The sequence below is a fragment of the Aromatoleum sp. genome (assembly GCF_032027225.1).
GTDB lineage: Bacteria > Pseudomonadota > Gammaproteobacteria > Burkholderiales > Rhodocyclaceae > Aromatoleum.
The window spans coordinates 173,327-194,285 of sequence record NZ_JAVSMM010000007.1; the positions used below are offsets into that span (position 1 = coordinate 173,327).

21 protein-coding genes are annotated in these 20,959 nt (G+C 64.4%); 8 read left to right on the top strand and 13 right to left on the bottom strand.

Annotated features, from left to right (window positions below):
- Together ROZ37_RS10350 and rpsU are read right to left on the bottom strand one after the other, a co-directional pair.
- On the bottom strand, positions 1 to 447 hold the full coding sequence (locus ROZ37_RS10350) for a GatB/YqeY domain-containing protein (RefSeq protein ID WP_312659260.1): 447 nt from the start codon (positions 445 to 447) through the stop codon (positions 1 to 3).
- A 94-nt stretch (positions 448 to 541) separates the two neighbouring features.
- Positions 542 to 754 (bottom strand): 30S ribosomal protein S21, encoded by a 213-nt coding sequence (gene rpsU, locus ROZ37_RS10355; protein WP_011238288.1) that lies wholly within the window; start codon positions 752 to 754, stop codon positions 542 to 544.
- A gap of 144 nt (positions 755 to 898) precedes the next feature.
- Between rpsU and tsaD the strand changes: the two genes are divergently transcribed.
- On the top strand, positions 899 to 1,933 hold the full coding sequence (gene tsaD, locus ROZ37_RS10360) for a tRNA (adenosine(37)-N6)-threonylcarbamoyltransferase complex transferase subunit TsaD (protein WP_312659263.1): 1,035 nt from the start codon (positions 899 to 901) through the stop codon (positions 1,931 to 1,933).
- Positions 1,934 to 2,018: 85 nt separating this feature from the next.
- On the opposite strand, the gene plsY is transcribed toward tsaD, so the two are convergent.
- Positions 2,019 to 2,612: a glycerol-3-phosphate 1-O-acyltransferase PlsY gene (plsY, locus tag ROZ37_RS10365; RefSeq protein WP_312659264.1), complete on the bottom strand. Its 594-nt coding sequence runs from the start codon at positions 2,610 to 2,612 to the stop codon at positions 2,019 to 2,021.
- Positions 2,613 to 2,653: 41 nt separating this feature from the next.
- Between plsY and ROZ37_RS10370 the strand changes: the two genes are divergently transcribed.
- Positions 2,654 to 3,031, top strand: a complete 378-nt coding sequence (locus tag ROZ37_RS10370; protein WP_312659265.1) for a dihydroneopterin aldolase — start codon at positions 2,654 to 2,656, stop codon at positions 3,029 to 3,031.
- A 54-nt stretch (positions 3,032 to 3,085) separates the two neighbouring features.
- Here ROZ37_RS10370 and ROZ37_RS10375 read toward each other — a convergent pair whose 3' ends face one another.
- The 9 genes from ROZ37_RS10375 to ROZ37_RS10415 all read right to left on the bottom strand — a co-directional run bounded on the left by ROZ37_RS10375 (position 3,086) and on the right by ROZ37_RS10415 (position 11,873).
- Positions 3,086 to 3,460 (bottom strand): H-NS histone family protein, encoded by a 375-nt coding sequence (locus ROZ37_RS10375; protein ID WP_312659266.1) that lies wholly within the window; start codon positions 3,458 to 3,460, stop codon positions 3,086 to 3,088.
- 129 nt (positions 3,461 to 3,589) lie between these two features.
- Positions 3,590 to 4,081, bottom strand: coding sequence for a Cys-tRNA(Pro) deacylase (gene ybaK, locus ROZ37_RS10380; RefSeq protein WP_312659267.1), 492 nt, complete (start codon positions 4,079 to 4,081; stop codon positions 3,590 to 3,592).
- Between the two features lie 56 nt (positions 4,082 to 4,137).
- Entirely contained in the window at positions 4,138 to 5,055 is a 918-nt protein-coding gene (gene xerD, locus ROZ37_RS10385) for a site-specific tyrosine recombinase XerD (protein WP_312659268.1), read from the bottom strand.
- Entirely contained in the window at positions 5,052 to 5,597 is a 546-nt protein-coding gene (locus tag ROZ37_RS10390) for a methylated-DNA--[protein]-cysteine S-methyltransferase (RefSeq protein WP_312659269.1), read from the bottom strand. Before ROZ37_RS10390 ends, xerD begins: the two co-directional genes overlap by 4 nt.
- The gene (locus tag ROZ37_RS10395; protein ID WP_312659270.1) at positions 5,561 to 6,838 is read right to left on the bottom strand and encodes a glutamate-5-semialdehyde dehydrogenase; all 1,278 of its coding nucleotides are present in this window, start codon (positions 6,836 to 6,838) and stop codon (positions 5,561 to 5,563) included. Before ROZ37_RS10395 ends, ROZ37_RS10390 begins: the two co-directional genes overlap by 37 nt.
- Positions 6,839 to 7,015: 177 nt before the next feature.
- The gene (gene holA / locus ROZ37_RS10400; protein WP_312659271.1) at positions 7,016 to 8,023 is read right to left on the bottom strand and encodes a DNA polymerase III subunit delta; all 1,008 of its coding nucleotides are present in this window, start codon (positions 8,021 to 8,023) and stop codon (positions 7,016 to 7,018) included.
- Positions 8,020 to 8,526, bottom strand: a complete 507-nt coding sequence (lptE, locus tag ROZ37_RS10405; protein WP_312659272.1) for an LPS assembly lipoprotein LptE — start codon at positions 8,524 to 8,526, stop codon at positions 8,020 to 8,022. The genes holA and lptE overlap by 4 nt, the downstream gene beginning before the upstream one ends.
- Positions 8,527 to 8,538: 12 nt before the next feature.
- Positions 8,539 to 11,253: a leucine--tRNA ligase gene (gene leuS, locus ROZ37_RS10410; RefSeq protein ID WP_312659273.1), complete on the bottom strand. Its 2,715-nt coding sequence runs from the start codon at positions 11,251 to 11,253 to the stop codon at positions 8,539 to 8,541.
- A gap of 293 nt (positions 11,254 to 11,546) precedes the next feature.
- Positions 11,547 to 11,873, bottom strand: a complete 327-nt coding sequence (locus ROZ37_RS10415; protein ID WP_312659274.1) for a hypothetical protein — start codon at positions 11,871 to 11,873, stop codon at positions 11,547 to 11,549.
- Between the two features lie 330 nt (positions 11,874 to 12,203).
- Between ROZ37_RS10415 and ROZ37_RS10420 the strand changes: the two genes are divergently transcribed.
- Positions 12,204 to 14,423, top strand: coding sequence for a UvrD-helicase domain-containing protein (locus ROZ37_RS10420; RefSeq protein ID WP_312659275.1), 2,220 nt, complete (start codon positions 12,204 to 12,206; stop codon positions 14,421 to 14,423).
- A 138-nt stretch (positions 14,424 to 14,561) separates the two neighbouring features.
- Here ROZ37_RS10420 and ROZ37_RS10425 read toward each other — a convergent pair whose 3' ends face one another.
- On the bottom strand, positions 14,562 to 15,341 hold the full coding sequence (locus ROZ37_RS10425; protein ID WP_312659276.1) for a ParA family protein: 780 nt from the start codon (positions 15,339 to 15,341) through the stop codon (positions 14,562 to 14,564).
- 373 nt (positions 15,342 to 15,714) lie between these two features.
- On the opposite strand from ROZ37_RS10425, the gene ROZ37_RS10430 reads away from it, so the two are divergent.
- The 5 genes from ROZ37_RS10430 to ROZ37_RS10450 all read left to right on the top strand — a co-directional run bounded on the left by ROZ37_RS10430 (position 15,715) and on the right by ROZ37_RS10450 (position 20,918).
- The gene (locus ROZ37_RS10430) at positions 15,715 to 18,015 is read left to right on the top strand and encodes an NADP-dependent malic enzyme (protein WP_312659277.1); all 2,301 of its coding nucleotides are present in this window, start codon (positions 15,715 to 15,717) and stop codon (positions 18,013 to 18,015) included.
- A 73-nt stretch (positions 18,016 to 18,088) separates the two neighbouring features.
- Positions 18,089 to 18,289: a DUF2905 domain-containing protein gene (locus ROZ37_RS10435; RefSeq protein ID WP_312659278.1), complete on the top strand. Its 201-nt coding sequence runs from the start codon at positions 18,089 to 18,091 to the stop codon at positions 18,287 to 18,289.
- Positions 18,290 to 18,322: 33 nt separating this feature from the next.
- Positions 18,323 to 19,468: a phospholipase A gene (locus ROZ37_RS10440; RefSeq protein ID WP_312659279.1), complete on the top strand. Its 1,146-nt coding sequence runs from the start codon at positions 18,323 to 18,325 to the stop codon at positions 19,466 to 19,468.
- Between the two features lie 79 nt (positions 19,469 to 19,547).
- Positions 19,548 to 20,522, top strand: a complete 975-nt coding sequence (locus ROZ37_RS10445; protein ID WP_312659281.1) for a quinone oxidoreductase — start codon at positions 19,548 to 19,550, stop codon at positions 20,520 to 20,522.
- 27 nt (positions 20,523 to 20,549) lie between these two features.
- Positions 20,550 to 20,918 carry a hypothetical protein gene (locus ROZ37_RS10450; RefSeq protein WP_312659282.1) on the top strand — a complete coding sequence of 123 codons (369 nt, stop codon included), beginning with the start codon at positions 20,550 to 20,552 and terminating at the stop codon, positions 20,916 to 20,918.
- The last annotated feature ends 41 nt before the right edge of the window (positions 20,919 to 20,959 follow it).

The following is a 20,959-nucleotide window of genomic DNA, read 5'->3' on the forward strand; positions in this document are numbered from 1 at the left end:
TCAGCGGGAGAGCTTTTCGCGCACCCGTCGGGAGGCCTCCGACATGTCCGCGCGGCCGGCCAGGCGAGGCTTCAGCGCGGCCATCACCCGACCGATGTCGGCGGGGCTGCTGGCCTTGCTCTCCGCCAGCGCTGCGTCGATCTCGGCGTCGAGTTCCGTGTCGGACAACGCTTCCGGCAGGTAGGCCGACAGCACGTCGATCTCGAAGCGCTCGTTCGCCGCGAGTTCTGGGCGATTGGCCGCGTCGTACTGGGTCGCCGCGTCACGGCGCTGCTTGACCAGCTTTTCCACCGTCGCCATGACCGCGCTGTCGTCGAGCTCGACTCGCTCGTCGATCTCGCGCTGCTTGATCGCGGCGATCAGCAGGCGCACCGCGGACAGCCTCGCGCTATCCTTCGCGCGCAGCGCTGCTTTCATGTCGTCCTGGATTCGGGCCTTCAGAGACATGGCGTGCTCTCGATCGAAAAATGAAAACGCCACGCCGGGCGCGATCCTATGATCCGCGCCCGGCGTGGAGATCCGCCGACTGAAACCGAAAGGATCAGTACAGCTTCGGCGGCAGGGTCTGGCTGCGCAGGCGCTTGTGGTTGCGCTTCACTGCGGCGGCGGACTTGCGCTTGCGTTCCGCGGTCGGCTTTTCGTAGAACTCGCGGGCGCGAAGCTCGGTCAGCAAACCGGTTTTTTCGATGGTGCGCTTGAAGCGGCGAATGGCGACTTCGAACGGCTCGTTTTCCTTGACGCGGATACCCGGCATTGCTTGCTTCCTTGAGTGTCTGTGGGCGGAAAAAGGTGGATTATAGCGGCGCGAGCATTCCTCGCCAAGTACAACCTTAGCCTCTCGTCGTGCGGGCCGGTAGAATGGACGGTTCTCGACGCAAAGGGCCATAGGCGGTCAGGAATGAGAGTGCTGGGAATCGAAACTTCGTGCGATGAAACGGGCGTAGCGGTGTTCGACACCGAACGCGGCTTGCTCGGGCATTGCGTGCATTCGCAAATCGAGCTGCACGCCGAATACGGCGGCGTCGTCCCCGAGCTCGCGTCGCGCGATCATATCCGCCGTCTCCCGCTGCTCGTCAGACAGGTACTCGCTGCTTCGGAGTGTAGCGCGGGCGAGCTCGATGCGATCGCGTACACGGCCGGCCCGGGGCTTGCGGGTGCGCTGCTCGTCGGTGCGAGCTTTGCTGAGGCCTTCGGCCTTTCGCTCGGCGTGCCGGTATTGCCGGTTCATCATCTCGAAGGTCATCTGCTGTCGCCGCTGCTCGCAGCCGAGCCGCCCGAGTTTCCGTTCGTCGCGTTGCTGGTCTCCGGAGGTCACACGCAGCTGATGCAGGTGACCGGCGTCGGCGAATATGTGTTGCTCGGTGAAACGCTCGACGATGCGGCCGGCGAAGCCTTCGACAAGACCGCGAAGCTAATCGGTCTCGGTTATCCGGGCGGGCCTCAGCTGGCGCGACTTGCCGAAGCCGGCGAGGTCGGGCGATTCCGTCTGCCGCGCCCGATGCTGCATTCCGGCGATCTCGACTTCAGCTTCAGCGGCCTCAAGACCGCGGTGCTCAATGTCGTGTCACGGCAGGAGTGGCGTCCGGAACGGGACGCGGCCGACCTCGCTGCGGACTTCCAGGAGGCGGTCGTCGAGGTGCTGTCCGCGAAATCGCTCATGGCGTTGCAGCAGACCGGTCTGACGCGGCTCGTCGTGGCGGGCGGAGTAGGGGCGAATCGAAAGCTGCGCGAGCGCCTCGATGCGTCATCGCGGCGCAAGGGCTGGGAAGTGTATTACCCCGAACCGGAACTTTGCACCGATAACGGCGCAATGATCGCGTTCGCCGGTGCTCGTCGCTTTGCGGCCGGACAGGCGGGAGCGGACAGTTTTGCGGTGCGCGTCTTTCCTCGCTGGCCGCTCGCCGACCTGAAGGCTCCCGGCGTTTCCGGGTGACCGATGCAAGTGAAAAGGGAAGGTCGGGTCGCCGGCGTGGCAAGCTTGAGCGCCTGACGGCGAGGTTCCAGGTGTTTCCGTTGTTTCAGGCGCGTCGACCGCCGATCTTGCTTTCGGTGCCGCTGAGCAATTTGCGAATGTTCGCTGTGTGACGCCAGACCAGTACGGCGGCAACAATCACCAGAACGACGACGATCGGGTCTGGGCCGAGCAGTACGAGCCCCGCGATCGGCGCCGCCGCGGCCGCCGACAGCGCAGCGACCGACGAGTATCGTGTTAAGAATGCGACAGCGAGCCAGACAGACAGCGCGACGAATGCGATCCACCCGTTGATTCCGGCGAGAACGCCGAGCGCGGTCGCGACCCCTTTGCCGCCGTTGAATCGCAGAAAGACGCTGAATACGTGGCCGAGGAATGCGGCGAGGCCGGCGAGCGCCGCTTCGAGCGGTGAAAAACCGAGTCGTGCCGCGGCCCATACGGCGAGCCAGCCCTTAAGGCAATCGCCGACGAGGGTCACCAATGCTGCCGTCTTGTTGCCGCTGCGCAGCACATTCGTCGCGCCGGGGTTTCCGGAGCCGTATTTCCGGGGATCGGCGAGGCCGAACAGGCGGCTCGAAACGATCGCGAATGGAATCGACCCGAGCGCATAGGCCGCGAGCAATAAAGGCAGAAGGGTCATGTTTTCACCTAAAATTGCCGCGATTCTAATCGGGAAACAACATGGATTTCATCTTCATCGAGGAACTGCGGGTTCAGGCCTGGGTCGGGATCTATCCCCGCGAGAAGGCCGCGCCGCAAACCGTCGAATTCAACCTTACGTTCGGGGTGCCGGATTCGGCTGCGGAACGCGACGACATAGGCGACACGATCAACTACGCCGAAGTGATAGAGCGGATCCGTCACGAGCTCCTGAACCGGCACTTCAATCTGATCGAGACTCTGGGCGAATTCGTCGTCAATCTGCTGTTCGATGAGTTCGGTGCACCGTGGGTCAAGATCCGGATTGCAAAGATGGGAGTAATGAAAGGTGTGCGCCGCGTCGGCGTGTACATCCAGCGGGGGCGGGAAGGCATTTCGCTCCCGCCTTCCGCCAGCTGAGCGGGAACGCCCGATCGGCGACAGGTCGATTCGAGAAGGCGTTCCCGTGGCTCTTTATTTCCCTGCGCTCGCTTCCAGTTCGGCCAGCGGTTTGTCCTGCGCGAGCCAGTCGATCACCCATTGCGGCTTTCTGCCCCGCCCGCTCCAGCCAACTGCGGGGTTTTCGGGATGACGGTATTTCGCCGGCAGCGTACCGTTCTTCTTTGCCGCAGGCTTGGTCTTGCGCTTGGCGGCGGAAGGCTGCTTTTCCTCGCCGGTTGAAGAAGCGCTGCCGAGGAGATCGCTGAGCGACAGCCCCTCTTCGGCCGCCATTTTCTGCACTTTCTTGAGCAAATCACGGCGGGCGCTATCGCTCCTCCGGCGAATCTCGGTCTCGACCCGCGATTGAAGGCGGCGCAATTCAGTCAGCGACAGCTTGGCCAGTTCCATGGTTTCTCCAGTTATTGAATTTTGTCTTGATATGAGGCCGGGTCGTCAATCCGTAGTTTTGCCATGTCAACGGCCCGGCATACTTATTCTGCCAGTAAAGCTTCGGAATTAGAATCCTGGGATGAAAAATCATTCAATTGCCGCATTGACGATCTGCACGCTCAATACGCGCGACAGATCATTGGGGTTCACGCTCACGAGAAAGCCCCGCCGTCCGCCGTTGATATAAATGAGCGGCAGATCGAGGATCGTCTTCTCGACGAATACCGGAAGCGGTTTGCGAGTGCCGAATGGCGAGGTTCCGCCGACGAGATAGCCGGAGTGGTGCGTGGCTCGCTCCGGGGGGCACGGCGCGATGCGTTTGCGGCCCATCTGTCGGGCCAGTTCCTTCGTCGATACCTTGCGATCTCCGTGCATGAGCACGAGCAGCGGGCTGGCGTTCTCGTCTTCCATCACAAGCGTCTTGACGACCGAATGTTCCGATACGTTCAGTTCGCGCGCCGACGTCCGCGTTCCGCCATGCGGCTCATACGGATAAAGATGCGTCGAGTACGGGATGTGATGCTGCTTTAGGAAACGGGTGGCGGGCGTTTCCGGCGCCCGCGATCCGGGTTTGCTCATGCACTCGCTCCTGGATTCATTGGTGTCGTTTCTTCCCGCCGACTTTCGCGGTAATGTCAGCCGCGCGGATGGTGGCGGGCGTGCAAGGCCTTCAGTCGTTCGCGCGCAACGTGGGTATAGATTTGCGTCGTGGAAATGTCGGCGTGCCCGAGCAGCAGCTGCACGACGCGCAAATCGGCGCCATGGTTGATCAGGTGGGTCGCAAATGCATGGCGCAACGTGTGCGGGGAAATCGATGTGGGGGAGATTCCGCCACTGATCGCATAGTGCTTGATGATCCGCCAGAACATTTGGCGCGTCATGCCGGCCCCGAATCGCGTCAGAAAGACATCATCGCTGACTCTGCCGGAGAGAAGGGGGGGCCGGGCTTCCGCCAAGTATTTTTGCATCCAGTCGACGGCCGCTTCGCCGAGCGGGACGAGCCGTTCCTTGTCGCCCTTGCCGGTGACTCGAATCACGCCGTCGATCAGGTTGACCGCGAATATCTTCAGTCCGACGAGCTCGGAAACGCGCAGGCCGGCCGCGTACAGAACTTCGAGCATGGCGCGGTCGCGAAGGCCGAAAATCGTGTCGGCATCGGGCGCGGCGAGCAGCGCTTCAACCTGGGCCTCGGACAATGTTTTCGGAAACCGCTCGGCGCGCATTGGCGGGTCGAGCAGAACGGTCGGGTCGTCGATGATCCGGCCATTCGAAAGCAGAGTGCGGTAATAGCGTCGCCACGCGGAGAGCAGGCGACGTTGGCTCGATGGTTTGGATCGCTGCGAGAATTCGGCGAGATAGGCGGCAAGGTCATCGGCGCATGCAGCGCGTAATTGTGTGCCGCGCTTGCCGAGCCAAAGAGCGAAAAGGGCGAGATCGCTGCGATAGGCGGATAACGTATTGCGGGCGAGGCCGTGTTCGAGCCAGACCTCATCGATGAAAGCATCGAGTTCGGCACGGGTTTCCGCGCTCAGGTTTGTCTCGATGCCGCTCAATGGGCGGCCTCGAACTCCAGCAGCCAATTCTTCGCGTCGATCAGATAACCGTCGGTCGCGTTGGCGAATCCCCCGAGTCCGGCCGCCGAAACAACCCTGTGGCACGGAATCACGAGTGGAAACGGATTCGCGCCGCACGCCTGACCGACCGCTCTCGCAGCGGTATGGAGCTCGGATGCGAGGGCGCCGTAGCGCCGATACTCGCCGAGCGGAATAGCAGCGATCGCGTTCCAAACCCGGCGCTGGAAAGCGGTGCCGCGGATCGCGAGTGGCAATTCGAAAGGTTGCTCGGGATCGGTGAGCCACCGACCGATCTGCAACGCGACCTGCTCGGCGAGCGCGCAATCAGGGGCCGACGGCGGAGTCTCGGGCGGCAGGAACACGAGCTCGTCGACGACATCTCCGGCGAGGCGGATGCCGAACGCGCTGAACGGCAACGAGAGGACGGCCGCGAAGTGGTCCGAAGACGAACCGACCGCGCGACCTGCGGTATTGCGAGCGGAAGTCAGCGCCGCGTCTCCCCGTGGCCGAACACGATCCATTTCTGGCTCGTCAGCCCCTCGAGTCCGACCGGTCCCCGAGCATGGATCTTGTCGGTTGAAATGCCGATTTCCGCGCCGAGCCCGTATTCGAAGCCGTCCGCGAAGCGAGTGGAGGCATTGATCATCACCGAAGAGGAATCGACTTCGCGCAGAAAGCGCATCGCCTTCGTGTAGTTCTCGCTGACGATCGCTTCCGTATGACCCGAGCTGTAATTGTTGATATGGGCGATCGCGTCGTCGATATCGGCGACCACCTTTACCGCGATTACCGGCGCAAGATATTCCTCGTGCCAATCCTGCTCGGTTGCCGCGCGGAGCTTCTGTTCGGAGACGCCCGCTTCGCGCAGGATCGACAACGACTCTGCGCAGCCGCGCATTTCGACATCCTTCGCGGCGAGCATGCGGCCGATTTCGGGCAGGAAGCGTGCCGCGACGTCGCGGGCGACGAGCAGGGACTCGGCGGTATTGCAGGTGCCATAGCGCTGCGTTTTCGCATTTTCGACGATCGGAACGACCTTCGCGGGATCCGCATCCGAATCGATATAGACGTGGCAGTTGCCGTCGAGATGCTTGATCACGGGCACGCGGGCTTCGGCCGAAATGCGCTCGATCAGGCCTTTGCCTCCGCGCGGGACGATGACGTCGACGAATTCCGGCATCGTGATCAGATGACCGACGGCCGCGCGGTCGGTCGTTTCGACCACCTGTACCGCACTCGCGGGAAGGCCGGCGGCGGCGAGCCCGTCGCGGACGCAGGCTGCGATCGCCTGGTTGCAATGCAGCGCTTCCTTGCCCCCGCGCAGGATCGCCGCGTTGCCGGACTTCAGACACAGCGCCGCGGCGTCTGCAGTCACGTTCGGCCGCGCTTCGTAAATGATGCCGATGACGCCTAGCGGCACCCGCATTTTTCCGACCTCGATGCCGGAGGGGCGGCGTTTCACATCGGTGATTTCGCCGACCGGATCGGGTAGCGCGGCCACTTGTTCGAGCCCTTCGGCCATTGCCTCGACGCCCTTGTCCGTCAGGGTGAGGCGGTCGATCAGCGCCGGTTCGAGCCCCGCGGCCCGTGCCGCTTCGAGGTCGAGCGCGTTGGCCGCGAGCAGTTGCGCACGACGTTCGCGGATCGACGCGGCCATCGCGAGGAGGGCGTCGTTCTTGCTGGCCGTTGTCGCGGCCGCGAGCACGCGGGAAGCGGCGCGGGCGGCGCGGCCGAGCGTCTGCATGTAATTGCGGAGTTCCATGGCGGTCTCGAATGCCGGTAAAACGAAATTAAAGCATCGATCGGGCCCGATCTGCCAGCCTCGCACGGACCGCAACGGTAATCCGATTCAGCGAAAGGTGCCGGGCGGGATATGCAGCGGGACGAACACACCGTCAGCGCGACGATAGCCGGAGCAAACCGTCGCTGATGAGAGCGCTCAGCGGCGGCAGATTCGCAGCGCAAGTTGCAGGAATTCGTCCCAGACGTCTCCGGCGGCGAGACCCTTGATGATGCGGTCGATCTTTGCAGCATGCAGCAGGGCCGCGCGCAGGGCTGCCGGCCGCAGGCGCGGCAATGCGCGCTGGATTGCCTGCCTGCGACGTTCGTCGAAGATGCGCTCGGCCTTCATCAGGTTTGCGAGCGGCTGGCCCGACGCAAGCCCGCTCGCGAGCGCTGCGAGTGTGCGGGTCTCGTTCGCGAGCGCCCACAGCACGAGCGGCGGTGCCGTGCCTTCTCCGTGCAATCCTTCGAGGAGTCGCGTGCAGCGCGCCGGATCCCCTTCGATCAGCGCCTGCCGCAGCTTGTCGATGTCGTAGCGGGCGACGTTGAGCACCGCGTTGCGGACGTCGTCGGCGCCGAGTCGGCCCTCGCCATGGAGCAGGCCGAGCTTGAGGATTTCCTGATGCGCGGCGAGCAGGTTGCCTTCGACGTGCTCGGCGATGAAACTCAGGGCCTCGGGCTCGGCAACCTGCTTCTGCAGCGCGAGGCGCCCGGCGATCCACTCCGGCAGACGCTCGCGTTCGGGCGCGTTCAGCTCCACGGCGATGCCCGCTTCGGCGAGCCCCGTGTACCACGCGGTCTTGCGCGTTGCCCAATCGACTTCGGGCAGCGTGATGAGCGTGACGATCCCGCTGCCGGCAGTACGGGCATGCCGCTGCAGCGCGTCGCCCCCTTCGCGTCCCGGTTTCCCGTTCGGGATGCGCAGGTCGATCAGCTTCGAGCCGCCGAACAGCGAGAAATTGCCCGCGGCCCCGGCGAGCGTGTCCCAGCGAAAACCCTGGCCGACGACGAGCGTTTCGCGTTCTTCGAAACCTTGCCGCCGCGCCGCCGCGCGCACGAGGTCGGCCGCTTCGAGGACGAGCAGCGGCTCGTTGCCGTGCAGCAGGTAGAGCGGTGCGAGCGGCTTGTCGAGATGGGCGCGTAACTGGTCGGGCCGCAGATTCACGGATTGGCTGCGGCGAGGCGGCGTATCAGCTGGTCGACGAGATCGGCCTGCATGTCGCGGAAAAGCAGCGCTTCTTCCTGCTCCTTCGCGAGCACCTGCGAGTCGTCGAAGTTGTATTCACGCTTTGCCGCGATCGTCGTGGGCGCGACCCACTCGGCACCGTTGCGACCGACGAGACGGAATGTCATGGTGTGCCGGAGTTCGTACTCGCGCACCTTGCCGGCGCCGGTGAGCGTCAGGATTTCGCGGTCGGCCGCATTCTGCAGGATCTCGAGGCGGACTTCCGCCTTCGCGGGGTCGTCCACGACTTCGGTGTTGCCGTTCGCGAGAATCCGCCGGCGCAGCGAGGAGCCGAGATCGGAATGGGTGCTGACGCCGAGGTGGATGCTCGAAAACGGAAGCGGCCGCGGGCCGCGGAGCTGAAAGCCGCAACCTGGCAGCGAGGTCGCCATCGCGGCGGCGCCTAGGGCGAGAATGAGACGGCGGCGAACGGGGGAGGTCATCGGCAATCCGTGTCAGACGACGATATTGACGAGGCGGCCCGGCACCACGATCACCTTGCGCGGCGGCTTGCCTTCCATGAACCGCTGCGCCGCTTCCGACGCCAGCGCGAGCGCTTCGATCTCCGATGCGCTTGCACCCGCCGACACCCGAACGTTGCCACGGAGCTTGCCGTTGACCTGCAGGACGAGATCGATTTCGTCCTGTTTCAGCGCGTCCTCGGAAGGCTCCGGCCAGTTCGCATCGAGCAGTTCGCCGCCGAAGCCGCAGTCGTGCCATAGGGCCTGCGTGATGTGCGGGGTGATGGGCGCGAGGAGGCGCAGCAGGATGCCCAGGCCTTCCTCGGCGACTTCGGCGTGAGCGGCGACATCGTCGCGCGGCGCCTTCTCGAGCGAGTTAAGCGTCTTCATCGCCGCGGAAACGACGGTGTTGAATTGATGCTTGCCGAAGTCGTAGTTCGCCTGTTTGAGGTTGGCGTGGATTTCCCGTCGCACGGCCGCGAGCGTCTCGGGCACTTGTCCGACCGGCAAGCGGCGTTCGGCTGGCAGCTGCGGGCGGAATTCGCTCGCGAAGGCGTGACCGAACGCCCACACGCGCCGCAGGAAGCGATACGCCCCTTCGACGCCGGAGTCGGACCATTCGAGCTGCTGGTCGGGCGGCGAGGCGAAGATGATGAAGAGGCGTGCGGTGTCCGCGCCGTACTGGTCGACGAGGGCCTGCGGGTCGACGCCGTTGTTCTTCGACTTCGACATCTTTTCGGTGCCGCCGATGATGACCGGCTGGTCGTCGGCGACGAGCTTAGCGGCGACCACGCGGCCTTTTTCGTCACGCTCGATCGCGACGTCGGCCGGGTTGATCCACTGCTTCTTGCCGCCTGCCGCGTCGCGGTAATAGGTTTCGGCGACGACCATTCCCTGCGTCAACAGGTTCGTGAAGGGTTCCGAGACATTGACGAGGCCTTCGTCGCGCATCGCGCGTGTGAAGAAGCGCGAGTAGAGCAGGTGGAGGATCGCGTGCTCGATGCCGCCGATGTACTGGTCGACCGGGGCCCAGTAATTGACGCGTCCGTCGAGCATCGCGTCCGCGTTGTCGGTCGAGGCGTAGCGCAGGAAGTACCACGAGGACTCGACGAACGTGTCCATCGTGTCCGTTTCACGCTTTGCCGGCTTGCCGCACTTCGGGCAGTCGCATTCGTAGAACTCCGGCATCTTCGCGAGCGGTGACCCGCGGCCGGTGATTTCGACGTTCTCGGGCAGCACGACCGGCAACTGGTCGTCGGGCACCGGCACGTCGCCGCAGTCGCCGCAGCGGATCATCGGGATCGGGCATCCCCAGTAGCGCTGGCGCGAAATGCCCCAGTCGCGCAGCCGGTATTGCGTGCGCTTTGCGCCCAGGCCCTTCGCGTCGAGGTCGGCCGCGATGGCGTCGACCGCCTCCTGGAAGTGCAGGCCGTCGTATTTGCCGGAATTGACGAGCCGGCCATGAGCTGCATACCAATCCAACCATCGGGAAGAACTGAAATCACTTGTAATTTTGCTAAAGGAGGCAGAGAACTCTCGCTGCTCGGGAAGCTTTTCGCGGTTCTTCCGAGTGTCCGCGATGGATTGCTGAAATCCAGAGTCTGCTGCTTGAGCATCTACGACCTGGCGGACGGCCAGCTTGTACTTGGTCGCGAACGCGAAATCCCGCTCGTCGTGCGCCGGGACGGCCATCACCGCGCCTTCGCCGTAACCCATCAGCACGTAGTTGGCGACCCAGACATCGAGATGTTCGCCGGTGATCGGGTGCACGACACGCAGCCCGGTCGCCATCCCTTTCTTTTCCATCGTCGCGAGGTCCGCCTCGGCGACGCCGCCGTGCCGGCATTCCTCGACGAATGCGGCGAGCGCGGGGTTGTTTGCGGCCGCCTGCAGCGCGAGCGGGTGCTCGGCGGCGACCGCGACGTAGGTCGCGCCCATCAGCGTGTCCGCGCGTGTCGTGAACACCTTCAGCACGCCCGGGTGGCCGATCGTCGCGACGTCGTACGGGAAATGGACCTCTACGCCTTCGGAGCGGCCGATCCAGTTCTTCTGCATCAGCTTGACCTGCTCCGGCCAGCCCGGCAGCGTGTCGAGCGCATCGAGAAGCTCATCCGCGTAGGCGGTGATCTTCATGTAGTACATCGGGATCTCGCGCTTCTCGATCAGCGCGCCACTGCGCCAGCCGCGGCCGTCGATGACCTGCTCGTTCGCGAGCACGGTCTCATCGACCGGGTCCCAGTTCACTGTGCCAAGTTTCTTGTAGATCAGCCCTTTCTCGTACAGGCGCGTGAACAGCCACTGCTCCCAACGGTAATAGTCGGGTTTGCAGGTCGCGAGTTCGCGCGACCAGTCGATCGCGAAACCGAGACGCTTCAGCTGCGCCTTCATGTATTCGATGTTCGCGTAGGTCCATTTCGCCGGCGGCACATTGTTCTGGATTGCGGCGTTCTCGGCCGGCATCCCGAACGCGTCCCACCCCATCGGTTGCAGCACGTTGTAGCCACGCATCCGGTGGTAGCGCGACAGCACGTCGCCGATCGTGTAATTGCGCACGTGCCCCATGTGGAGCTTTCCCGACGGATACGGGAACATGCTCAGGCAGTAGTACTTCGGCTTGCCGGCGTCCTCGGCGACACGGAAGGCCTCGGTGTCCTCCCAGTGCTGCTGGGCGGCGGCTTCGACTGCGGCGGGAGTGTATTTGTCCTGCATGGCGGGGCTGGAGTCGCGGCGTGGAAAACGCGCAAGTATATCGCGAAGGCGGGGCCCGCCGGACGCGAGGCGCTGCGCGATCCGATCGATCGACGCTACGCTTGCCGGGTTGCGATCCGGGAGCCGTGCGGAAGACGGGACTGCTTCAACCGCGCGCGCCTCTATGCGCGTTGTCGATGCCGGGCCGAAGACAAAAAAATGCATCCGGTCGAGCCGGATGCAAAATCTCCATGAACGGAGAGGAGGGAGGGGGTGCCGCGACGTCGAGGCGTCGCGGGAGGTTCGGGAAGGGCTCAGGCCGCTTTGCGCGGGCCGCCGGAATGTTGATGCCAGTTCGCGGACATCGCCGACACGACGTCTTCGAACGCGGTCAGCGGCAGGCGCCACAGGCGATTCTGGGTGCGCACGAGCGGCATGACGCGCGGTGCGCACATCGTGGCCTGTTCCTCTTCGAGCAACCGCTGGAAGGTGTTCATCGCCTCGCCCCAGTATTCGGCGTTGCCGACCCAGCCCGTCGCGGCGGTGGCTTCGCGCACGGCCTTGTACCACAGCACGGTCGCGCGTTCGAGCGATACGCCGGCTTTGCTGGCATACCAGGGCAAAAGCTTCGGTGTCTTCATGTCTGTTCTCCAGTGGCCTTGTCGGCCTCGTGCGCCCGGGCAAGCCTCGTAAGCCTACCCTTCCGTCTGGCGCCGTTAATGCGCTGCAACATCAGAGGTTCCGGCATTTTTCCTTGGAACCACTCGCAGCGTCCTTGATAAACCTCAATCAAATGTTGCTACGCACAATTCAAAAAATAATGGAAAGACGGTAGTTTGATCAAGTGCGTGTTGCGGCAGCGCAACACCTCATCACCCGTTCCCCTGCTCGTTCCATTCGCGCGGTTCGCGCGCTCCTGCTCCAGCCTTCCTCCGGGCCCGGTAAAATCACGGGCAACCAAGGAAACCTCGATGTCAGACCTGCTAGCCAATCTCAATCCCCAGCAACTCCAGGCGGTCACATTGCCGTCCCAGCACGCCTTGATCCTCGCCGGTGCCGGATCCGGCAAGACTCGCGTCCTGACGACTCGCATTGCATGGCTCGTCCAGACAGGACAGGTGGATCCGCATGGCGTTCTTGCCGTTACTTTTACGAACAAGGCCGCGAAGGAACTGCTCGCGCGTCTGTCGGCAATGCTTCCGCTGAACTTCAACCGCTCGGCGCGCAGCATGTGGATCGGTACCTTCCATGGCCTCTGCAACCGTTTACTGCGTACCCACCATCGCGACGCCGGTTTGCCGCAACTCTTCCAGATCCTCGACTCGGGCGACCAGCTCGCCGCAATCAAGCGGCTGCTCAAGGCGCTCAACGTCGATGACGAAAAATTTCCGCCCCGCGAACTGCAGCATTTCATCAACGCCCAGAAGGAGGCGGGCCTGCGTCCGCACGCCGTCGAAGCCTGGGATGAATATACCCGCCGCCGGGTAGAGCTTTATACGGAGTATGAGGTGCAGTGCCAGCGCGAGTCTGTTGTGGATTTTGCGGAGTTGTTGCTTCGCAGCTTCGAACTGCTCGAGCGCAACGAGCCGCTTCGCCAACACTATCAGCGCCGTTTCCGGCACATCCTCGTCGACGAGTTCCAGGACACGAACCGACTGCAATATCGCTGGCTGAAACTGCTCGCGGACGAGGGGCGGGACGGCGGCGCGAGCCTTTTCTGCGTCGGAGACGACGACCAGTCGATCTATCGCTTTCGCGGGGCCGAGGTCGGCAACATGCGGGACTTCGAGCGCGAGTTCCAGGTCTCGAACGTGATCCGCCTTGAGCAGAACTACCGCTCTCACGGCAATATTCTCGACGCCGCGAACGCAATCATTCGTCACAATACCGCGCGCCTCGGCAAGAATTTGTGGACCGAGCGCGGCGCCGGGGAGCCGATTCGCGTTTTCGAGGCACTCGCCGATCTCGACGAGGCGCGCTGGATCGTCGAGGAGATCCAATCGCTCGTGCGTGACGGAGCGAGCCGCTCGGACGTCGCGCTGCTTTATCGCTCCAACGCCCAGTCGCGCGTGCTCGAACATCAGCTCTTTTCGGCGGGAATTCCGTACCGCGTGTATGGCGGCCTGCGCTTCTTCGAGCGACAGGAGATCAAGCATGCGCTCGCATACCTGCGGCTGATCGCGAACGCGGACGACGACACGGCGTTCAGCCGCGTCGTGAACTTCCCGGCCCGCGGCATCGGTGCGCGGTCGCTGGAAGTGCTGCAGGACGCGGCGAAGACCTGGAACAGCAGTCTGTACGCATCGGTCCCGCATCTCGCCGGCAAGCCCGGGACGGTGCTGGCGCAGTTCGTGCGCCTCATCGAGGGCTTGCGGCGCGACACGGCGAAGCTGCCGCTGCCCGAGATGGTCGATCACGTCCTCGATGCCTCGGGCCTGCGTGCGCACTATCGCAACGAGAAGGAAGGGCAGGAGCGGCTCGAAAACCTCGACGAGCTGATCAATGCGGCGGCCAATTTTCTCGCCGAATCCGGCGCGGGCGCCGAAGCGCTCGATCAGCCGCACGCCTTGCTCGCGGACTTCCTCGCGCACGCGTCGCTCGAGGCGGGCGAGCACCAGGCCGATGCCGGGAGCGATGCGGTGCAGCTGATGACGGTGCACTCTTCGAAAGGGCTCGAATTCGACGTCGTGTTCCTGTCCGGCCTCGAGGAGGGACTGTTTCCGCACGAGAACAGCATCCTGGAGACCGAGGGGCTCGAGGAGGAGCGGCGCCTGATGTACGTCGCGGTCACGCGCGCGCGGGAACGGCTCTATCTGTCGTTCGCGCAGAGCCGGATGCTGCACGGGCAGACACGCTACAACCTTCGCTCACGCTTCCTCGAGGAGATTCCGGAGGTGCTGACGAAGTGGCTTTCGGCGCCGAGTTCGCGCGCGAGTGCCGCGAGGAGCGGGTTCGGGGGCTATTACGAGCCGTCGCGCGCCGCCGTTGCGAAATCGGCACCGGTGCCGCCTCGCCGCAATCAGGAGGTCGGCGGACTGCGCATCGGCCAGACGGTCAGCCACGCGAAGTTCGGCAAGGGCGTCATCGTCGCCGCCGAGGGCAGCGGGTCCGACGCACGCGTGCAGATCAATTTCGGGGCGGCCGGCATCAAGTGGCTGCTGCTCGGCGTCGCGAAGCTCACGCCGGTCTGAGCGAAGTGCTGCGATGTGCGAACCGCTGAACCAGCGGTCCGGGTCGCGTTCCCGTTCGCCATTGCGCGGGCGCGGGGCGACGAGGACGGCGGCCGACAACGGCTCGCGATGGCGCGAACCGCGGGTCGTGGACGAGCGTCAGGTGCCGTATTTGCGTGCGAGCGTATCGTGCAGCGCGACGAACTCCTGCGCGAGCTTGTGCTTCGGGTCGAGGTGGATCATCGGCCGCGACTGTTCGTGGGACTCCTTGATCTTCACCGATGCGGACAGGTAGGGCGTGAGCACCGGAAGACCCTCGTCGATCAATTCCTGGACGACTTTCTGAGGCAGTCCTGCGCGTGCCTGGAACTGGTTGACGACGATGCCTTCGACGGCAAGATCACGGTTGTGGTCCGCGCGAATCTCCTGCACGTTCTCGAGCAGCGAGTACAGCGCTCGGCGGGAAAACTCGTCGCAGTCGAACGGGATCAGGCAGCCGTTCGCGGCGATCAGCGCCGAGCGGGTAAAGAAGTTGAGCGCCGGCGGCGTGTCGATGTAGACGACGTCGTAATCCTGCGACAGTTCGTCGAGCGCATCGCGCAGCTTGTAGATCTTGTAGCGCGATTCGAGCTTGCCTTGCAGATCTTCGAGCGCCGGATGCGACGGCATCACGTCGAGCCCTTCGAACGGGCTGGCGACGATGAACTGCTCGGTTCGCTTCGGATTCAGCTTGAAGTTCAGCGTTTGATCGAAAAAGTCCGCGAGGGTCGCCTCAAGCGTCTCGCCGCCGCAGCCGAGCAGGTATTGTGTCGAATTGCCTTGGGGATCGAGATCGACGACGAGAGTCCGGCTGCCTTGCTGCGCACTGATCGCAGCGAGATTGCAGGTAATGGTCGATTTGCCGACTCCGCCCTTCTGATTGAACACCACGCGCCGCATTTTGGCCTTCCTTTCGTGACTGCTGCGGGATTGTGCCAAAAACCATACCGGTTAGGGGTTATAGGTCGCGCTTTTCCCGCTGCGCCCACGCGTTTCGGTTTTGTGAACCCGTACCAATCCCTGCCCAAGCTGACGGGCGCTGCGCTAAACTTGCTGCGCGCCGAAATCGGCCCCTGTCGGGCGTTTTCAGGCCTCTGTCATGTGAAATCCGGATTGCCCCGTCGCGGCCCCGCGCCGTGATCGTCACCCGTCGCCCGCACGCAATGGAAATTGCGCCTGCGGGTTTACGCAATTGGCGAAGCGCGGGTAGGCGCGTATTTTCCGGCACCCGCACGTCCAGACAGAACAACTCATCCAAACCGAGAGGGAGAACATGGATCAGGATTTCATCGCCGCAGCACTCGACTATCACCGTTCCCCGACGCGCGGCAAGATTTCGGTCGTTCCCACGAAAAGCCTCACGAACCAGCGCGACCTCGCGCTCGCGTACTCGCCGGGCGTCGCCGCCGCGTGCGATGCGATCGTCGCTGAGCCCAACGAGGCGCGCGAACTGACTTCGCGCGGCAACCTCGTCGCGGTCGTCACCAACGGCACCGCGGTGCTCGGGCTCGGCAACATCGGCCCGCTTGCCGCCAAGCCGGTCATGGAAGGCAAGGGCTGCCTGTTCAAGAAGTTCGCGAACATCGACGTCTTCGACATCGAGCTGTCGGAGAAGGATCCGGACAAGCTGATCGAGATCATCGCGTCGCTCGAGCCGACGCTCGGCGGCATCAATCTCGAAGACATCAAGGCGCCGGAGTGCTTCTACATCGAGAAGAAGCTGCGCGAGCGGATGAACATCCCCGTCTTCCACGACGACCAGCACGGCACCGCGATCATTTCGTCGGCGGGCCTGATCAACGGCCTGAAGATCGTCGGCAAGGACATCGGCAAGGTGAAGCTCGTCTGCTCCGGCGCGGGCGCCGCGGCAATCGCGTGCCTCGACCTGATGGTGAGCCTCGGACTGAAGCGAGAGAACGTCTATGTCTGCGACTCGAAAGGCGTCATCAGCGCCGGTCGCGACGAGAACATGGAGTCGAACAAAGCGCGCTACGCGCAGCGCACCGACGCGAAGACGCTGGGTGACGTCATCGAGGGCGCCGACGTATTCCTCGGCCTGTCGACCGCGGGCGTGCTGAAGCCCGAAATGGTCAAGCGCATGGCCGACAAGCCGCTGATCTTCGCGCTCGCGAACCCGAATCCGGAGATCCTGCCGGAAGTCGCGAAGGAAGCGCGCCCGGACTGCATCATCGCGACCGGCCGTTCGGATTACCCGAACCAGGTCAATAACGTCCTGTGCTTCCCGTTCATCTTCCGCGGCGCGCTCGATGCCGGCGCGACGAAGATCACCGAGGAGATGAAGCTTGCGTGCGTGAAGGCGATCGCCGACCTCGCGCAGGCGGAGCAGAGCGACATCGTCGCCGCGGCCTACGACCGCGAGGACTTGCGCTTCGGCCCCGAGTACATCATCCCGAGCCCGTTTGATCCGCGCCTGATCGTCAAGATCGCGCCCGCGGTCGCCAAGGCGGCGATGGAGTCCGGCGTCGCGACGACGCCGATCGCCGACCTCCAGGCCTATGCGGCCAGCCTGTCCGATTTCGTCTACACGTCGGGCATCGTGATGAAGCCGGTGTTCTCGGCCGCGAAGCGCGTGCCGGCAGAACTGAAGCGCGTGCTGTACGCCGAAGGCGAAGACGAGCGCGTGCTGCACGCGGCCCGCGTCGTCATCGACGAGGAGATCGCGCGTCCGATCCTGATCGGCCGCCCGAGCGTCATCGAGATGCGGATCCAGAAGATCGGCCTGAACCTCGTGCCCGGTCGCGACTTCGACATCATCAATCCGGAGTCCGACCCGCGTTACCGCGAGCTGTGGCAGGAATACCACCGCATGATGTGCCGCGACGGCGTTACGCCCGACATCGCGAAGGCGAAGATGCGGCGCGACACGACGCTGATCGGCTGCATGGTGCTCCGCCGCGGCGACGCGGACGCGCTGGTCTGCGGCACCTTCGGCACCTACGACTACCACTTCAGCCAGGTCGAGAACGTCATTGGCCTTAAGCCGGGCGCCAAACTCTTCGCGACGATGAGCCTGCTGCTGCTCCCGAAGCGCATGCTCGCGATCACCGACCCGTACCTCAACGAGAACCCGAACGCCGAAGAAGTCGCCGAAATCGCGCGCATGGCGGCCGACGAGCTACGCCGCTTCGGCCTCGAGCCGCGGGTCGCGCTGCTGTCGCATTCGAACTTCGGCAGCTCGCGCTCGGCGTCGGCGCGCAAGATGCGCGAAGCGGCGGACATCCTGCGCCGCACGTCGCCGGACCTCGAGTGCGACGGCGAGATGCACGGTGATTCGGCCATTTCGCCGGCGATCCGTGCCAAGGTGAATCCGGAATCGTCGCTCGTCGGCGAAGCGAACCTGATGGTGATGCCGAACCTCGACGCGGCGAACATCTCGTTTAATCTGATGAAGGTGGCCAACGGCGACGGCGTCTCGATCGGTCCGATGCTGCTCGGCGCGAAGCTGCCGGTGCACATCCTGACACCGTCCGCAACGGTGCGCCGCCTCGTCAACATCACCGCGGTGGCGGTCGTCGACGCGTGCGAGCAGCGCCTCCAGACGACGAAGGCGTAAGGGCAACCCGCACCCGCCGACCCGGGACGGGTTTGCGGGTGCGCGTCGATTCGAGCACGACGCGAGGCGCGCCATGCAACGCCTGCTCATCATCGTCGGCGCGCTGACCGTCGTGGTCGGCGTGCTGTGGCCTTGGGTGTCCCGCCTTCCGTTCGGGCGGCTCCCCGGCGATTTTCACGTCGAGCGCGAAGGCTTCAGCTTCCATTTCCCCTTGACGACGGGACTGATCGTCTCGATCGTGATCAGCCTGATCCTGTGGCTATTCCGGCGTTAGCCGGTCTTTTTCCTACGTAGACGGAGCGCCCGGATGCGCGCATTCCGAATTTCGCTGTTCGCTGCCGTTTCGGCGATCGCGCTGCCCGCTCATGCGGATTGGCTGCTGTCTTCGTTCGCGACCCGGGTCGTGGCCGGACAGCCCTTCACGATTTCGCTCGTGCGCGATAACGCTGCCGCGGACGAGCCGCTGCCCGAGCGCCTGAAGCTGATCGCCGAGAGCGGAGAACGACTGCTGAATCTCGATCTCGCTCCGGCGGGACAAACGGGAGACTCCGCGATCCGGCGCGACTTCGTCGGAGACTGGCCGGTCGGGGTCATCGGTCCGGTCGTGCTTCGACTCGCGGACCGCAACTCGTCCCGGCTCGTGCTGCTTGCTCAGGATGCGCCGCCGGCGCCCGGCGAAAATGACGTTCCCGCGCCGCCCGCCACCGTCGCCGCCGTCGCCGCGGTCGCCGCGGCGGCGCCCGAGCCGGCGTTGACGGTGAATGAGCCGATGTATTTCCTCATCGGCGTGGACGACGATACTGCGCGTCTTCAGTTGAGCTTCAAGTACCGGATCTTCGACCCGGACAGCGCCATCGTGGAGTCGCTGCCCGCGCTCCGTGGGCTGCATTTCGGCTACACCCAGACTTCCTTGTGGGATCTTGGGGCCGACTCGAAACCGTTTCGCGACACCAGCTACCGGCCCTCGTTCTTCTACGACTGGCACTTCGCGGCGGATCCCGCGAGCGAGCACCGCGTCGGAGCGCGCGCCGGTTACGAGCACGAATCGAATGGCCGCGACGGCGAGTCGTCGCGCAGCATCGACACGCTGTTCGCGACGGTGGACTGGCGCTTCGGCCTCGGCAACGGGTCCTATGTCGGCGTGACCCCGAAAGTGTGGACTTATCTCGACCGCAACGAGAATCCCGATATCTACCGTTACCGCGGCTACAGCGAGCTCGGGCTGCGCTTCGGGCGCGACGACGGATGGCTCGCGCGGCTCCGGCTCCGTCGGGCCGCAGGGTGGGAGGGCAGCACGCAGCTCGATCTTTCGTATCCGCTGACCCAGCGCGTCCTGTCGGAAACGGCGATCTATCTGCATCTGCAGGTTTTCGACGGCGTCGGTGAAACACTGCTTGACTACAACAAGTCTCAGGACACGCAGTTTAGAATCGGCTTCTCGATCCAGCGCTGACCCAACGTCCCGCGAAGATTACCGGCGACGCCGGCGGGCTGTTGCCCGGCCACGCAATTTCCGACAGAAGGAGAGGTTCATGCCCAACGCGATTCGCTTCCATCAGACCGGCGGGCCCGAAGTGCTTCAGTGGGAGGATGTCGATGTGCCCGCGCCTGCAGCGGGTGAAGTGCGGCTGCGGCACCACGCGGTGGGTCTGAACTACATCGACACCTATCACCGCAGCGGCCTCTACCCAGTGCCGCTGCCTTCGGGGATCGGGGTCGAGGGCGCGGGCGTGGTCGAGGCGGTGGGCGAAGGCGTCAGCGATTTCGCGCCCGGCGACCGCGTCGCATATGGCGGCGGACCGCTCGGCGCGTATTCCGAGGTCCGCAATATTCCCGCCCACCGCGTCGTGAAGCTGCCCGACGCGATTTCGTTCGAGCAGGGCGCAGCGATGATGCTGCAGGGACTGACCGCTCAATACCTGTTGCGTCGCACGTATCGGGTCCAGCCGGGCGATACCGTGCTGATCCATGCGGCCGCCGGCGGCGTGGGCCTCATCGCGTGCCAATGGGCGAAGGCGCTCGGCGCGACGGTCATCGGGACCGTCGGCTCGGATGAAAAGGCCCGCCTCGCGCAGGCGCACGGCTGCGATCACCCGATCGTCTACACGCGCGAGAACTTCGCCGAGCGCGTCCGGGAAATCACCGGCGGTGCCGGTCTTCCCGTCGTATACGACTCGATCGGCAAGGACACCTTCATGGATTCGCTGGGCTGCCTGCGACCGCTGGGGATGATGGTGCTGTTCGGTGCGGCGTCGGGGCCGGTGCCCCCGTTCGATCTGAGTCTGCTCAACACGATGGGGTCGCTGTACATTACGCGCCCCGGAATTGCCGCCTACACGGCGAAGCGGGAAGACCTCGTCGCGATGGCGGACGAGCTTTTCGAGGTCGTCGGCTCCGGCAAGGTCAGGATCGAAGTCAATCAGCGCTATCAGCTGAAGGACGCGATGCTGGCGCACCGCGACCTGGAAGCCCGCCGCACGACCGGCTCGACGATCCTGTTGCCGTGATATCGAGGTGATATGGACCCACGCCGCTTGAAGCGCACAATCTTGCTGTCGCTGTTGGTGCTGGCCACGCAGCCCGTTCCGTCGGCGGTGGCGCAGCCAGCAGGGCGCGGGGCGATGAATCCGGCCGAAACCGCGTTCGTCGCCGCCGCAAACCGGCGTATCGAGGATCACTTCGTGTCCGAAGTCGCGCGGATCACCGGGACCACCCCGAAGCAGGTGCGCAAGGCGATGCCCGATGAGCATCGCATCACGTCGACGGCGATGCGGCTCATCGCGGCGCTCGAAGTCGAACTCGGCGCGCCCTTGTCGGCCGAGCAGCAGGCGGAGATCCTCGAGGCGGACCGGATGCGCAAGCAGGCGCTGGCCCAGGCGCGCGAAGCGGCCGGCGGCCGTTGATCCGCGGCGTGGGGAGGCGGGTCATCGGGTAAAATCCGGCC